Source organism: Pseudomonas sp. WT-JTC (assembly GCF_056711565.1).
Genome location: NZ_CM160042.1, coordinates 2,221,155 through 2,234,846, shown reverse-complemented (window position 1 = coordinate 2,234,846; position 13,692 = coordinate 2,221,155). Strand labels below are relative to the sequence as shown.

At 50.1% G+C, this 13,692-nt stretch carries 14 protein-coding genes; 4 read left to right on the top strand and 10 right to left on the bottom strand.

Annotation, left to right across the window (positions count from 1 at the left end; translation table 11 throughout):
• The first annotated feature begins 18 nt into the window (after positions 1-18).
• Positions 19-1,134 (top strand): AraC family transcriptional regulator, encoded by a 1,116-nt coding sequence (locus AC06G5_RS10205; RefSeq protein WP_008015716.1) that lies wholly within the window; start codon positions 19-21, stop codon positions 1,132-1,134.
• Here AC06G5_RS10205 and AC06G5_RS10200 read toward each other — a convergent pair.
• On the bottom strand, positions 1,131-2,729 hold the full coding sequence (locus AC06G5_RS10200; RefSeq protein ID WP_480459372.1) for a phytoene desaturase family protein: 1,599 nt from the start codon (positions 2,727-2,729) through the stop codon (positions 1,131-1,133). The genes AC06G5_RS10205 and AC06G5_RS10200 overlap by 4 nt on opposite strands.
• Before the next feature lie 290 nt (positions 2,730-3,019).
• On the opposite strand from AC06G5_RS10200, the gene AC06G5_RS10195 reads away from it, so the two are divergent.
• Together AC06G5_RS10195 and AC06G5_RS10190 are read left to right on the top strand one after the other, a co-directional pair.
• Positions 3,020-3,898, top strand: coding sequence for a TauD/TfdA dioxygenase family protein (locus AC06G5_RS10195; protein WP_008015718.1), 879 nt, complete (start codon positions 3,020-3,022; stop codon positions 3,896-3,898).
• 25 nt (positions 3,899-3,923) lie between these two features.
• The gene (locus AC06G5_RS10190; RefSeq protein WP_008015719.1) at positions 3,924-4,238 is read left to right on the top strand and encodes an EthD family reductase; all 315 of its coding nucleotides are present in this window, start codon (positions 3,924-3,926) and stop codon (positions 4,236-4,238) included.
• A gap of 101 nt (positions 4,239-4,339) precedes the next feature.
• On the opposite strand, the gene AC06G5_RS10185 is transcribed toward AC06G5_RS10190, so the two are convergent.
• From AC06G5_RS10185 to AC06G5_RS10150, 8 genes are all read right to left on the bottom strand, one after another.
• Positions 4,340-5,479, bottom strand: coding sequence for a PLP-dependent cysteine synthase family protein (locus AC06G5_RS10185; protein WP_008015720.1), 1,140 nt, complete (start codon positions 5,477-5,479; stop codon positions 4,340-4,342).
• Between the two features lie 31 nt (positions 5,480-5,510).
• Positions 5,511-5,888 carry a Rid family detoxifying hydrolase gene (locus tag AC06G5_RS10180; protein ID WP_480459371.1) on the bottom strand — a complete coding sequence of 126 codons (378 nt, stop codon included), beginning with the start codon at positions 5,886-5,888 and terminating at the stop codon, positions 5,511-5,513.
• 102 nt (positions 5,889-5,990) lie between these two features.
• The gene (locus AC06G5_RS10175; RefSeq protein ID WP_008015721.1) at positions 5,991-7,493 is read right to left on the bottom strand and encodes an FAD-dependent oxidoreductase; all 1,503 of its coding nucleotides are present in this window, start codon (positions 7,491-7,493) and stop codon (positions 5,991-5,993) included.
• 278 nt (positions 7,494-7,771) lie between these two features.
• Positions 7,772-9,082 carry an NAD(P)/FAD-dependent oxidoreductase gene (locus AC06G5_RS10170; protein WP_238539261.1) on the bottom strand — a complete coding sequence of 437 codons (1,311 nt, stop codon included), beginning with the start codon at positions 9,080-9,082 and terminating at the stop codon, positions 7,772-7,774.
• 70 nt (positions 9,083-9,152) lie between these two features.
• Positions 9,153-9,818 (bottom strand): amino acid ABC transporter permease, encoded by a 666-nt coding sequence (locus AC06G5_RS10165; protein WP_008015723.1) that lies wholly within the window; start codon positions 9,816-9,818, stop codon positions 9,153-9,155.
• A gap of 10 nt (positions 9,819-9,828) precedes the next feature.
• Positions 9,829-10,497: an amino acid ABC transporter permease gene (locus AC06G5_RS10160; RefSeq protein ID WP_008015724.1), complete on the bottom strand. Its 669-nt coding sequence runs from the start codon at positions 10,495-10,497 to the stop codon at positions 9,829-9,831.
• Entirely contained in the window at positions 10,481-11,284 is an 804-nt protein-coding gene (locus AC06G5_RS10155) for an amino acid ABC transporter ATP-binding protein (RefSeq protein ID WP_008015725.1), read from the bottom strand. The genes AC06G5_RS10160 and AC06G5_RS10155 overlap by 17 nt, the downstream gene beginning before the upstream one ends.
• A gap of 46 nt (positions 11,285-11,330) precedes the next feature.
• Positions 11,331-12,152 (bottom strand): substrate-binding periplasmic protein, encoded by an 822-nt coding sequence (locus tag AC06G5_RS10150; protein ID WP_008015726.1) that lies wholly within the window; start codon positions 12,150-12,152, stop codon positions 11,331-11,333.
• 275 nt (positions 12,153-12,427) lie between these two features.
• Here AC06G5_RS10150 and AC06G5_RS10145 point away from each other — a divergent pair, with 275 nt between their 5' ends.
• Entirely contained in the window at positions 12,428-12,931 is a 504-nt protein-coding gene (locus AC06G5_RS10145; RefSeq protein WP_008015727.1) for an Lrp/AsnC family transcriptional regulator, read from the top strand.
• Between the two features lie 45 nt (positions 12,932-12,976).
• Here AC06G5_RS10145 and AC06G5_RS10140 read toward each other — a convergent pair whose 3' ends face one another.
• Positions 12,977-13,588, bottom strand: coding sequence for an acyl carrier protein phosphodiesterase (locus tag AC06G5_RS10140; RefSeq protein WP_008015728.1), 612 nt, complete (start codon positions 13,586-13,588; stop codon positions 12,977-12,979).
• Positions 13,589-13,692: the final 104 nt, after the last annotated feature.

The window sequence follows — 13,692 nt, the reverse complement described above, 5'->3', positions numbered from 1 at the left end:
GCAGCTAACGGACATACAATGACCCGACCTCTCACCGTCAGTGCCACTTGGCTTGTAGGCGTCATCGAGGAACTGACTCGGCAAGGTATCGAGCCTTCCCGTTTGGGCGCTCCCTGGACTCAACAGTGGGACGACGTGGCGCCTACGCGGCAGCTGCAACTCGTGCAAGTTAGGAGGCTTTGGCAGCGCGCGATGCAACTCTCCCAGGATCCGCTGCTCGGCTTGAAGGTTGGCGTAGCACTGCCACTGCAATCGATGAACGTCGTAGCACTGGTGTTGATGCACAGTAGCTCATTGCGCCACGCGCTCGCTCATACGGTCAGGCTGCAGCAGTTAGTTAGCAACTCTGGTCGTTTTTCAGTTGAACCTGTTTCCAACAATGGTGTTCAGCTGGTTTACCACGTAACACCCAGCCCGGTTGCCATGCATCCGGCCCAGATAGATTCGCTGTTTGCCGCGTACATGCGCCTTCTCTATAACTGTATGCCGACTGATCGAAGGCCAACCAGAATTGAGCTACCTGGTACTGACGTGTGTTTAGCCGACCGCTATCAAGTCTATTTTGAATGTCCGGTCATTCTCGGAGTGGAGCACGCTCGTGTTGTATTTGGCGCTGAACTGCTGGACGCACCTTGGCAGGCTGCTGATCCAACACTGCTTCGCATCGTACTCGGTCGCGCGGAGACGATGCTTAAAACCCAGGGTCGCTCCGACACGCTCGTTGATTACGTGACAGCAGCCATCGCAGCGCAGGGATTTTCGGAAGCGAATTGCGACAGCGTAGCGCGCTCGCTGGATCTCAGCAGGCGTACTCTTCAACGTCGATTGGCTGAGCGCGGCTCATCCTTCCGCCAATTACTGGAAGCGGTACGTATGAGCGAGGCATTGGAAGGCCTCGCTGATCCCAATCTGCCGCTTGTGATGCTGGCAGAACGGCTGGGCTATGCAGAGCCCAGCGCTTTTTCGCATGCTGTGCGAGGTCATTTCGGTAAAGCACCTAGTGCGCTGCGCCATGAATTAGCAAGCAGCTTCTCTGCAGGAGGAAAGGCCCTTGCAATCAACAGTTCTGAGAGTTCTGACCACCAAAGGGCGCCTTGTAAGACCGATTCGACCCGGTGTGAACTTGAGGGCTAAAGCTCTCGGAAAAGATCACGTTCAAGAACGGCGCTCGCTGCGACCAGCCCACTGACCATCGCGCCACTGACTCCGGCAGCGGTCACATCCTGTCCGCCGAAGAACAGACCTTTAACAGGGCCGTGCGCGCGCATCCAACGCTGTGCAAAACGAAGCGGCGTTTGCTCATACCCCATGAAATTGCCGTGGCTACGGTTTAGAAAGTGATTGAAGGTTAGAGGTGTAGCCAACTCGGCATGAGCAATGCGTCCGCCGATTTGAGGATAATGTTTTAAGGCCACGGCCAAGAGGTTTTCTCTAAGGCTTGCTGTCATGTCCTCGTACTCTGCACCTCGGTGCTTCCACTTCGTGCCAGTGAAACGCTCGAACACCGACCAATCAGTCAGGCCGCAGACGTCCATCGTGCTCTGCTTAGGGTGACGGTCGACCCAACTCGGATCCCGCAGTGATGGATGGGCAATGAAATGAAGGGGCATGGGCTGTCCCTCTGGATCAGCTTTATACCGAGAGAGATTCGCTGGTAGATCGTTGCTTGGGTGCACCCAAAGATTGGCTGGATGAATGTTCAGATCTGCGTTTGCGATGTCGATGCCAAGGTTAAGCACAGCAAAACATTGAGTTGTACCAATGCTCTTAGTCGCCTCGCCCAATGGCTGCGCCAGTTCTGGACTTGCATGAGCCAGCAGCGGTACGGTTTGAGAAATACCAATCGCACTGACGACTCTGTCCGCGAGAATTAGGCTTCCGTCAGCGGTTTTTACACCTACCACGCAACCATCACACATCTCGATGCTCACAACCTCAGCAGTAACAAGGCAAGCTCCTCCTGCAGCACGTACAGTGTCGGCCATTGCTGTGGCGATGCGTTGCGAACCGCCAACGGGGTAGCTCGCACCATCGATGTAATGGCTGAAAACCATGGCATGGATCGCAAAAGAGGCCTCAGCAGGGGAATTGCAGTAGTCGCCGTAGTTCCCACACCAGACTGCCTTAAGGTCAGCGTTGTCAGTCAATTCGTCCAAAACACCCTGCACTGTGCGCTGTGCAAGTGGCATGAATGCAGTCTGAGCCTTGGTGAACGCTGCCTCAGACGCTGAACGTGGCAACGCCCGCTCTCCGAAGAAGCATTTCGCAGCCCGGCTTGCTTCACCCACTAGCTCTACGTAACGATCGATCGCGCGCGCATCCTTCGGAAAGTAGTCCTTGAGTCGATCCTTGTAGGCTTCTGCGCCGGCCATATGATCGTAGCTATTGGCACCTACGATAATGCGATTGTAGTTTTCGGGCATGGGCGCCCATTCAAGTTGACTACCTGAGACTTTGTCGAAAAGGCGATAGAGGCCACTCGTTTTGCGGTGTACCTCGCCCATATAGTGCAGGCCTACGTCCCACTCGAAGCCCTGGCGTTTGAAGGATTGCAAACAACCACCCAACACCGCGTGGCGTTCGAGCACCAAAACGCGCTGTCCTTCGAGCGCCAACAATGCGGCTGTGCTTAGGCCGCCTGCGCCAGAACCTATGACAATCGTGTCGAACCTGCTGTCTAGCTCGCCACGAGCCAACGCGCGTTTAAAACTCAGATCGTAATCGCTCATCGTTCGTCCCTTCCCTGCCCTTTCCGGGATTTTTATTGATCACTGCTGCGCAATCGCTACGCAGCCTGGCTGAGTGTGGGTACGTGGGGAATCGGCGTGAATGGCACCACACGCCAAAGATTTGTTTCGACACGACAATTTAAAAGGTGGGAACACCAACCGCCCAAGGTATTGGCATCCCAAATCAATTCTCTGTCGCACGGTAGCAACGACAGCAGAGGACTGGCATCGGAGAATCCCTCCACGGTCTTCCTGTGATTTATTTATAAAAACGAGAGAAAGGGACTGCGATGATGGACAGCAACTTTAGGCATATTCAGGTGGAACCCGAGGCTCAGGGTTTTGGAGCTAGGATTACTGGTATCTCGATTGATAAGCCACTCACGGCAGCTGTACTAAGAGAGGTGAAGGAAGCGTGGGCTAGGCACTCGGTGATTTTCTTCCCGGATCAGCCTCTTTCCCACACACAACTGGAGGCGTTCACGCTTCAGTTTGGTGAGTTCGGCGTAGACCCATATATCGTCCCGATGGAGGCTCATCCGCACATTCTCGAACTCAGACGCGAGGCTGATGAAAAGGCAGTTAACTTTGGTGCACAGTGGCACTCAGACTGGAGCTTTCAGGAACAGCCGCCAGCGGGAACCATCCTACATTCCAAGATCACTCCGCCCGTGGGCGGCGATACGCTATTTGCCGACGGCTATCGTGCCTACGATGATCTTTCTGAGACCATGAAGGAACTCATCAATCATCTCGTCGCGATACATTCTGCGAGCATGCCCTATGGCAAAAATGGCCTGTTCGCAAAAGAGACAGAAGCACGCTCAATGAAGATAGTGGTCAGTGAAGACGCCGACAAAACCTGGCCACACCCGCTGGTTCGTGTACATCCCGTAACGGGTCGCAAATCCCTCTATGTGAGCCCTGTCTACACGCAGGGTATTCAGGGTTTGACTCATGGAGAATCAACGTCGCTGCTGAGTTATTTGTATCAGCACATGGTGCAGGACACATATATCTACCGTCACCGATGGGCGCCGAACATGCTTACTCTGTGGGACAACCGCTGCACGCTTCACAATGCAGAGGGTGGCTACGACGGCCACCTACGCCTCATGCATCGAACAACCATCTCAGGCGAACGCCCTGTTGGTGTTGCCGCCGTTTAATCAATAAACCAGGGAAATACACCCAATGATTGACGTAAGCATTCTGTACCCGAATGAAGCTGGCGCAACCTTCGACTTCGATTACTATCGTGAGCACCATATGACGATGATTCAGCAGAAGATGGCCGGGGCCTGCAGTCACTTCACTATTGAAAAAGGCCTTCAAGGCCCAGTGCCTGGAAGCGCTCCAACCTACATTGCGATAGGTCATCTCTTCTTCGAATCACTCGACGCGTTCACCTCCGCATTCGGGCCGCATGCCAAGGCTATCGGAGCGGACATCGCCAATTACACCAGTCTCAAGCCCATCATTCAGATCAGCGAAGTGATCGTCGGCTGATCCCCAAGAAATCGATTGGCGCGCACCGAAAGGCACCTGCTTTTAAGAACCAGGTGCCTAATCATTTAAAGATTGCATAAGAGCCATAAAATTATTAATAACTAACAATGAGCCACAACACTACTGCCGCATATATTTTTACAAAGACTGATCAGTGACACATCCGAACTCTTTCCATCGAGAAACAAATTCAAATATTTCTCATAAGGCCTTATGTCAATATTGGCTTCTTTAAGCCAATCAGCATCGTAATATGTAGAGGCATAACGATCTCCCGAATCGCAAATTACCGACACTATCGAACCTGTCTGTTTCTGTGAGCGCATTTGCTCCGCAATACAACAAACACCAAAGAAATTCGTTCCCGTAGAACCACCAACACGGCGCGATAACCGCTCTGAAAGAACGTGCATGGCAGCAAGTGAAGCGGCGTCTGGAATCTTGATCATGTGATCGATGACATCAGGGATGAACGAAGGCTCTACCCTAGGCCGACCAATACCTTCGATGCGAGACGGAGTCGCACAAGTGCTCGCCTTATCCCCAGTATCGTAGGATTCGTAGAAAGCGGAGTGTTCAACGTCAACTACACAAAGTCGAGTATTCAGATGCTTATACTTGATATACCTTCCGATTGTGGCTGATGTTCCTCCAGTGCCGGCACTCATAACCACCCAAGCTGGTTCAGGATCTTGCTCCATTGCCATTTGCGAAAATATACTTTCGGCAATGTTATTATTGCCGCGCCAGTCAGTAGCGCGCTCTGCATTTGTAAACTGATCTAAATAATGACCACCCGTTTCACGAGCAAGTTGCTCGGCGACCGTATAAATAGCCCCAGGATTGTCAACAAAATGACATGCCCCCCCTAATCGATTGATAGCATCGATTTTCTGGCAACTGGTGGAACGTTGCATTACTGCAGTAAAGGGCAGATTTAGGAGCTTAGCGAAATACGCCTCACTGACAGCTGTTGAACCAGAAGATGCCTCGACTAATAAAGTACCTTTCTTTATCCAGCCATTGCAGATGCCATACAGGAAAAGCGATCGTGCCAAGCGGTGCTTCAGACTGCCTGTAGGGTGAGTAGACTCATCTTTCAGATAAATCGATATCCCAGGTAGCCCATTAAAATCAAAAGGAATCAGATGTGTATCGGCAGAGCGATTAGCATCCCCCTGCAACACGCCGATCGCCCAGCGAGTCCACTCTTTATCCTGATTTCCGAGATTAAGATTCATAAATATCCTGTTTTGGCCACTAATTCAACATTCAGTCCAATGCGACAATTGCGTCTACTGCGACGAGGGCTCCTTTCGGAAGTGCGGAAACCTCGAACGTGGCTCGAGCGGGGAACGGTGAAGAGAAATAGGACGCATACACTTCATTCAACCTGGCGAAATCACCTAAGTTCGTAACCATTATTGTTGTTTTTATAGTCTTTGAAATATCAGTACCTGCTGCTCCAGCAATCGATGAAATATTACTGAGGCACTGTTTCATTTGAAGCATGGCATCTTCCGCCACTAGCTCTCCCTTGGAAGGGTCGATACCGAGTTGTCCAGAAACAAACAGATACTCGCCATGGCATACTGCTTGCGAATATGGGCCGACGGCAGCAGGTGCTAACAAAGTTGAAATATTTTTCATAAAAATACCCTACCCTTTTTAGAATATTAAAATCCACAGCTTCGATATTAATAAAGGTACCGATTGCCGATACCTTTCATGAGCCGAACAACGACACTTAACTCAATCAGCGAAAACTTTGCTTTTTTGAGTTGAATTATTGAAGGGAACGGCCCCTACTATTTCAAGCTCAGCATAATCGGTAAATTTATTATAAATTTCTTCAGCATCCTCAAGATATAGCGATTTGGTGATACCACGCACCGCACGAGGAACCGAATATCTAAAGCCGCTGATAGCGGAGCCGGAAAGCCCCATACTGACGAGCGCGCTGTAGGTAAAATTGAATATCTTCGAAATGTAGGGGGCTTCCCCAGACCTTTTCTCGACGAACTCAAAATTCTCACCCAAGTAGGGATGACTGGAAATTTGAGCATCTTCCTCCCCATGAACCGGGCTATATTTGTCCTGCCAAAGTGCTATGTCATTGGCAATGCTTGAAAGCTCCGGACGTAGAGAAAAATCATTCACAAAACCAACGGCGACTATCAAGTAGTCCACTTTGAGCCTGTCTCCAGACGCAAGGGTTACCTCAATTTGTTCTTTTCCGCCATCAACTACAAGTTTTACCCCTTCCCAAGCGGCATTGGTACGAACACTCGCACCTTCTAAACCTGACAAACGATTGTAGGCGTCCTGCGGAGCAGGAATGTTGTATCTGAACATATGCCGCATGTATTTCCACTTCAGGCAATCGTCCATATCAGCGTAATGATTAAGAAACCCTGCTTTTGCCATCCAAATCTGAGGATTAATACGCTGGATATCCTTGCGACGAATACAAACAGTCGCTTCTAACGCTCCCGCCTCAAGCGCGGTCGAAGCGTTATCAAATGCAGATGCGCCTGCACCGAGAACAGCTATCTTCTTCCCTACAAGCTTGGAAAAATCAATATGCTCTCCTGAAGAAGCATATCGATCTTTGGGCAATGCCGATGAGATGAACTTGGGTACATGCCACGCCCCGCTGCCATCAACGCCCGTCGCAACAACCACTCTGCGAGCATAAACAACGTCGCGAGACAATATTTCCTCTCGACCGTCAAATCTGTTCAGCTCTAGTCGAAACAGTTTGTCTTCTGGAATAACGTTGGAGACACCAGTAAGATTCTCGACTGGAATTTTCAGCGTATCACGACACCATGTAAGATACTCTTGCCAGTCCCCTTTCGGAATTTTGATCAGCTCTTCCCAAGCCTCTTCACCGTATTTGGCTGTGTACCAGGCTTGAGGTGCAAGACTGGTTAAGGACGCATCAATACCTGGCAAATGCTTTACGGTACGCAAAGTGCGCATCCGCGCCGTATTGTTCCACGGGCCTTCCAGTCCCTTAGGCTGCTGATCAAAAACAATGATGTTATCAACCCGTTCGCGCAAAAGACCCGCCGCAATTGCCAGCCCGCCCTGGCCTCCCCCGATGATCGCCACGTCATAGACATGCTTGCCGCTAGGGTGCGTCTTGGGCAGCACCCAAGGGTCATGGGGAAAACGTAGAACGTGGAGATCGGCCTGTACCCTGGACGCCAATTCATCAAGAGCACTACATTCTGTTGATTTCACACTCATTTTTCTTCACCTATCTACATAGATCCGAAATATAGGTCATCTCGTCGCAACCAGCCCTAGAGGCCACTCATATCGCTATTTCGCTAATCTGGCTCGATGAAGTCAGTGTATTCTTCCTTCACCAAAAGCAGTTTCCAATCTTCACCGATAAAGCTAAGCAAAACCGAATAGACTTCTAAAAAAAGCCAAACCCTTGGAAATATTTTTCAAGTATTAGCTAATGCGTGAACAAAGGTCTCCAACAACACTGCAGAACCCACGAGTTTTTTTCGTCTTGGTTACGTAAAAAGTAACGTATTGCGATAGAAACGAATTCCAGCGTCATACGCTTCTAATGCGATCTCACGCATTGGATATTTCGAAGACGTTCTTAGTGGCAACGGAGTGATTACATCATCGCCGAGTGCGATTTTAGCCAGCATTTTTCCGAAATAGGCATTTGGAGCAATGCCTCGCCCATTACATCCGATGGTTGCAAAGATGCCTGGGCGCGGTTCAACGAGATGCGGCAATCTATCGACCGTTTGGCCAAGTGTGCCCGACCACCGATAACCCCATTTGAATGTAGGCGCGAATGGGTAGACGAACTTCATAGCGCGATTTACCCAATTATCCCCCTCCGAATGAATGGGGAGAAATCCAATAGATCCAACATGTAGTCGACCAACTGGGTCATACCTGAACCACAGCGGTATTTTATGGGTGTCCCACATGGCGATGTAGTGAGGTAAAATTCGCTCTCTCCACTCTGGAGGTAGCGGATCAGCAGTAGCAATACCGAAGGCACCAAGAGGCATTATTTCTTCTTTGAAGCCTGGTACAAGATCATTGCTGTATGCGTTGGTTGAGAGAATGACCTTGTCGGCTTTTATTGTCGTATTGCGGGTGGTAGCGACCCATCCGGTACCTGAAGGTTCCAGGGATGTCACTTTAGACCCGGTAGAAATTCTAAGACCTCTGGCGACTGCGGCTCGCGCTAACCCGCGCACGTAGGCAAGCGGTTGAAGCGTAAAACCGCGATGGTCGATCAGGGCAGCCTTATACCGAGTCGATCCATTCATCTCTTCAAGTTCAGAACCATAAACCATCTGAACATTTGCGCCCAAGGCTTGCCAATCGGAGGCTTGGGCTTCGAGTTCTCTGGTTTTCTGAGGAGAGGTTGAACAGCGTATGATGGGCCTTTCGTCAGCGGCACAGTCAATACCGTAATCGCGTATCAATTGACGGACGACATCAGGGGCGCTGCCCAACTCCTTCAAAAAGAGCTGACCGTAATCTGGGCCTAGCGCACGAAGAATTTGTTCCGGTGAGAGAAACTGACCAGGATTTACCTGCCCTGCGTTCCGTCCGCTAGCACCTGAACCAATTTCTTGGGCTTCAACCAAAATTGTCCTGGCACCGCGTTCTGCACAGTGGAGCCCAGCAGTCACGCCATTGAATCCGCCGCCAATGATCAAGACATCGCAGGATTCTTGCCGCGCCAGAATCACGCTTTCTGGCTTTTCCCCACCGGTCGCAGACCACATTGAATGGTTGATTTCGGATTCTTGTCCGCTAATGAAAGGTCTATCACCATTAAACATAATCATCCTACTTCGCTACGAGCGCTTAAATTATTAACCGTTATCAATCGCTACAAAGAGTTGGCTTTTTGCTTAACTAAATAGCCATGGTATGCAAGATCTTCCGCTCCAGCGCCGTTACAGCGCGAGTAATAGGAAACGCAATTACAAAATAAATTACTGCAGCAGCGGTCAACAGCTCCACCGGATGCCCCGTTCGGTTAGATATGTTTTGACTAACGAACATCAAGTCGGCCATACCCACGGCGGAGACGAGTGCACTCTCCTTAAACAAGCTAGTGCAATTCGATAAAAGCGTGGGAGCCGCTCTGAGGAGCGCCTGCGGAAGAAGAACGTACAATGTATGGACACGGTAAGTCAGTCCGAGAGCAACCCCCGCATCATGTTGTTCTTTGCTAACAAAGCTGAACGATGCACGGAACGTCTCACTAGTTATCGCCGCCATATACAACGTAAGCGCGATGACTCCACAAGTGAGGTTCGAGAGTTCAACACCCAATACCAGAGGCAAGCAGAAAAACATCCAAAACAACTGAATGAGTACTGGAGTGCCGCGAAACAGCGCCACATATACGGTACTAACCCCATATATAATTTTGTTTTTTGAGCTGCGAGCTATGGCCACGATAAAGCCTAAAGCGCAACCCAAAATCACACAGATTGCTGTAAGCTTCAGAGTTAATAAAAGGCCAAAAAGCAACGCAGCCTTGTAATCGAAGATTACTGAAAAATCTAATTCCATGGCCGCGTCCTCATGAGTTTTCCGCTTTACGGCGGCGCTCTATGTATTCTACGAGCTGAGATATAGGGAACGATATCGCAAAGTATATGAGTGCAATAACCGTGAACACTTCGATAGGACGATAGGTATCGGTGGCCAAAATTTTCCCCATGTACATTAGATCTTGCAATGCGACGATCGCAACGAGTGCGGTTTGCTGAAAGGCGCCAATACCGTTTGCAACTAACACAGGTAGAGCCGAGCGAAATGCTTGAGGTAGCACTACATAGACAGTTCGTTGAAACGGAGAGAGACCCAACGCAATAGTCGCGTCGTACTGATTACTTTGGACTCCCTGGATGGCAGCCCTGTACGCTTCTGCGTTGAACGCTGCGAGATTAAGGCCAATCGCCAAGATCCCCATCGTCAGTGCGTCTATGTAAACATCGAAGATGATTGGTATGCAGTAGAAAAACCACACGATCTGGACAAGCGCAGGAGTACAGCGGAAAAACTCGATGAACAGAGTGAAAGGCCAACGGAGTATCGGATTCGAGCTCATAACCAAGAGCGCAATAACGAAACCCAGAGTCAACCCTATGATGTTCGCCGCCACGGTGAGTTGAAGGGTTACGACTAACCCCTTCAGCAGCGGCCAGAGACCGTTCGCGATAAAGAACAAATCAAATTGATAGTTCACGTCCGACTCCTACAGTCTCGCCAATATGAAAGACTCTCTGTATGAACTCTCTTGTTCGAGCTTCCTTGGGCCTACCCAGTACCTGTTCAGGGGGGCCATCTTCGACCACTACGCCGCCAGCGCAGAAGATCACCCGGGAGGCGATGTTTTTGGCAAAGTGCATATCGTGAGTCACTATCACCATCGGCATGGACTGTTCAGCCAAATGCATAATGACTTGCTCGACTTCAGCGACAAGCTCAGGATCAAGAGCCGACGTAACTTCGTCGAACAGCATCAATTTTGGGTCGAGCATTAAAGCCCTGGCGATGGCCACTCGCTGCTTTTGTCCGCCAGACAGGTGGGCTGGATAGGCTTTTTCCTTTCCTTCCAATCCAAATCTGATCAACAAACCACGTGCTCGCTGTTCTGCCGATTGCCTTGACTCCCCCCGAGCCTTGATCGGCGCAAGTGTCAGATTTTGTAAAATATTCAGGTGCGGGAACAAAGTGTAATGCTGAAAAACCATACCGATATTACGGCGAATATCCTTATCAATTACGGTTCTTCCGAACTTATCAGTCGTAATATAGTTTTTACCTTGAAACAGTAATTGACCCTTATCAATATCTTCTAGCCCCATCAACACCCGTAGCAACGTACTTTTTCCGCCACCACTCGGCCCAATCACGACGACACGGTCACCAGGGCACATGCTAATGTCCAAACCTTGCAGCACAGGTTTTACGCCGCCTGCGTAGCTCTTGTGCAGCCCCTTCATTTCTACGAGATAGTTTGCATTTGCCATTAGCTTCTACTCCAAATTCAGACAGCCACTACCACTCACTAGGAAATTACTTAGTCTCGTGCGCGATAGCTTTTTTGATTAGCTCATCCATATGACCGGTCACGACGGCATCATTGATATAAAGGTCTAATACTTGAAGATCAGCGTATGAGGTATCACGCCGTAGGCCGAACGAAACACCTTTTTTATCGATCGCTGGTACAGGTCTAAGAACTACCGCCCAGTCGGGGTGAGAAGCGGCGAAAAGGTCATTAGCTGCCGATGTATCGAAAATCACATCAGCTCGTTTGGACATAACAGCCAAACGGATTTCGTCGGGGCCAGGCAGCCGCATGATCGATGCGTTTTTGATGATGGCCGTTAAAGACTTATCCTGAGCCGTGCCAGATGACACCGCGATGGTGATTCCCGGTAGGTCGATATCAGCAACTCCTTTAGGCTGATTCGTCTTGGGATTTTTCTGGTTGTAAATAAAGGTCGATTCGGTAGCTGAAAGATTTTTAGAGAACACGATAGAGAGCGCACGTTGCGGGGTAGCCGTAAGTGCCGGTGCCAAATCCCATTTTCTGGATTGCAAGCCAGCGATCATGTTGTCCCAACTGGTGTCCACAAAGACCGGCTTGACCTTCAGTATTTCAGCGAACTCTCTGCATGCGTCGACAAAGAAACCTGAATACTCCCCGGTGGCAGGGTCTTTCATGATGTAGGGCGGAGCCTCCGCCGTGCCACATCGAATAGATCCAGATTTTTGGGCTGCGGCCCATATGCCATCCCCCTCACCCTCGGCGTAAACGCCTGACGATCCGGAAACCACTCCTACTAGAACCAATGCCGGTAACAGACGCATGCCCATACGTTTGAAAATCATATCGGTATCTCCCAGTGATGCGCCGGCCAAGCGCAGATTCGAGGGGATGGCCCTCTGAGCCTCTTGTTATTTTCAGCGCGCCCGTTTTGGGACTGAGACGCACCTCTTTTTTTCTCCCTGATGAAGCACTCCGCTCGATCCGTCTCGCTGTTGAAAAAAGACTACCATTTGACAATAGGTAAACTATTGCAAAATTTCCACACCTGAACCTCTTGACTTGGAAGCCACTTCCAATGTTTTCTCTATCTCTGCAATATTTTTTCGAGGCTGTGTAAATGACCAGTTCTTCAAAGCTGCCGGATCGTTCCTCCCGTCTAGACCGTATCGATCGTCGAATACTGGCGGGCCTTCAGCGCGACGCTACTCAGCCCGTAACCGAGCTCGCAGAGCAGGTCGGGCTCTCTATGACGCCCTGCTGGCGCAGAATTCAGCGCCTGGAACAGCAAGGTTTCATAAAGAAACGTGTCGCCATCCTCGATAGAACGACGCTGAATGCAAAAGTGACAGTGTTCATCATGATCAAAACTAGAGAGCACTCCATCGAATGGATAGATCGTTTCTATCAAGCGACTCGCGATATGACAGAAATTGTTGATATCTACCGGATGAGCGGCGAGGTTGATTATTTGATCCGCGCTTTCTTGCCGGATATTCAAGCCTATGACGTGCTTTATAAAAAAATCATCGGTCAGTTACCCGTAGCGAACATCACGTCCATGTTTGCAATGGAAGAAATAAAATCAACAAGCGAAGTACCGCTTGATTTTATTCCAGACTAATTCAGATTCTGAGGCAGCTCGCGGTATCCAGACGAGCTGCCTGGTCTAAACGCTAACCATCGAAATTGGCAATATTCTTCCTAATTCCGAACCGGGTTGGGCGTACTGCCACAGCAATGGATAGAACTCTAGGAAATCCGCACTTAGCGGCTCATACAGCGCTGTCAGCTCTTCGTATGCCCCATGCAAGCCTTCTGGTTGGGATAGGCGCAGGGAAATGACTTCCAGCCCATGTCCGATCATCGAAAAATCCCTATACGCGCCAAGCCAATCTTCCGAAATAATCAATGGCGCGATCTGGGCCAAGCGCACCGGCAACGCGGGCTCATCCTCTAAAAGTCGGTAGATTTTTTGAGAGAAAACGTCCAGGGGCTGATCGGCGTATCGCTCCCAATCCCGCGCCAAGCAATGATCAAAAAACATGTCGAGAGCGATACCCGCGTAGCGACGTCTTGTAACAGGAAATCGCTCCAGCGCCCTTCTAACCAGCGGATGGGAATCCGTAAAAGCATCAATTCGACGATGCAGTCTGATTGCCTCTGCAGTCTGCGTAGAGAAATTTCCTAAAAACGTTCCCTTTACAAAATCCCCATAAAGACTCCCCAGCAGCTGCTGTGGCTCCTGACCTCCTAAATGGAGATGTGCAAGGTAATTCATCAGCGACTCCTACTAACTATAGGGCTTTGGGGTGGGTTGATAGCGCTGGGCTCCGCCCGTCCGAGATTGGCCCTCTACATAAACGCTACCATTCACTAGGTAGG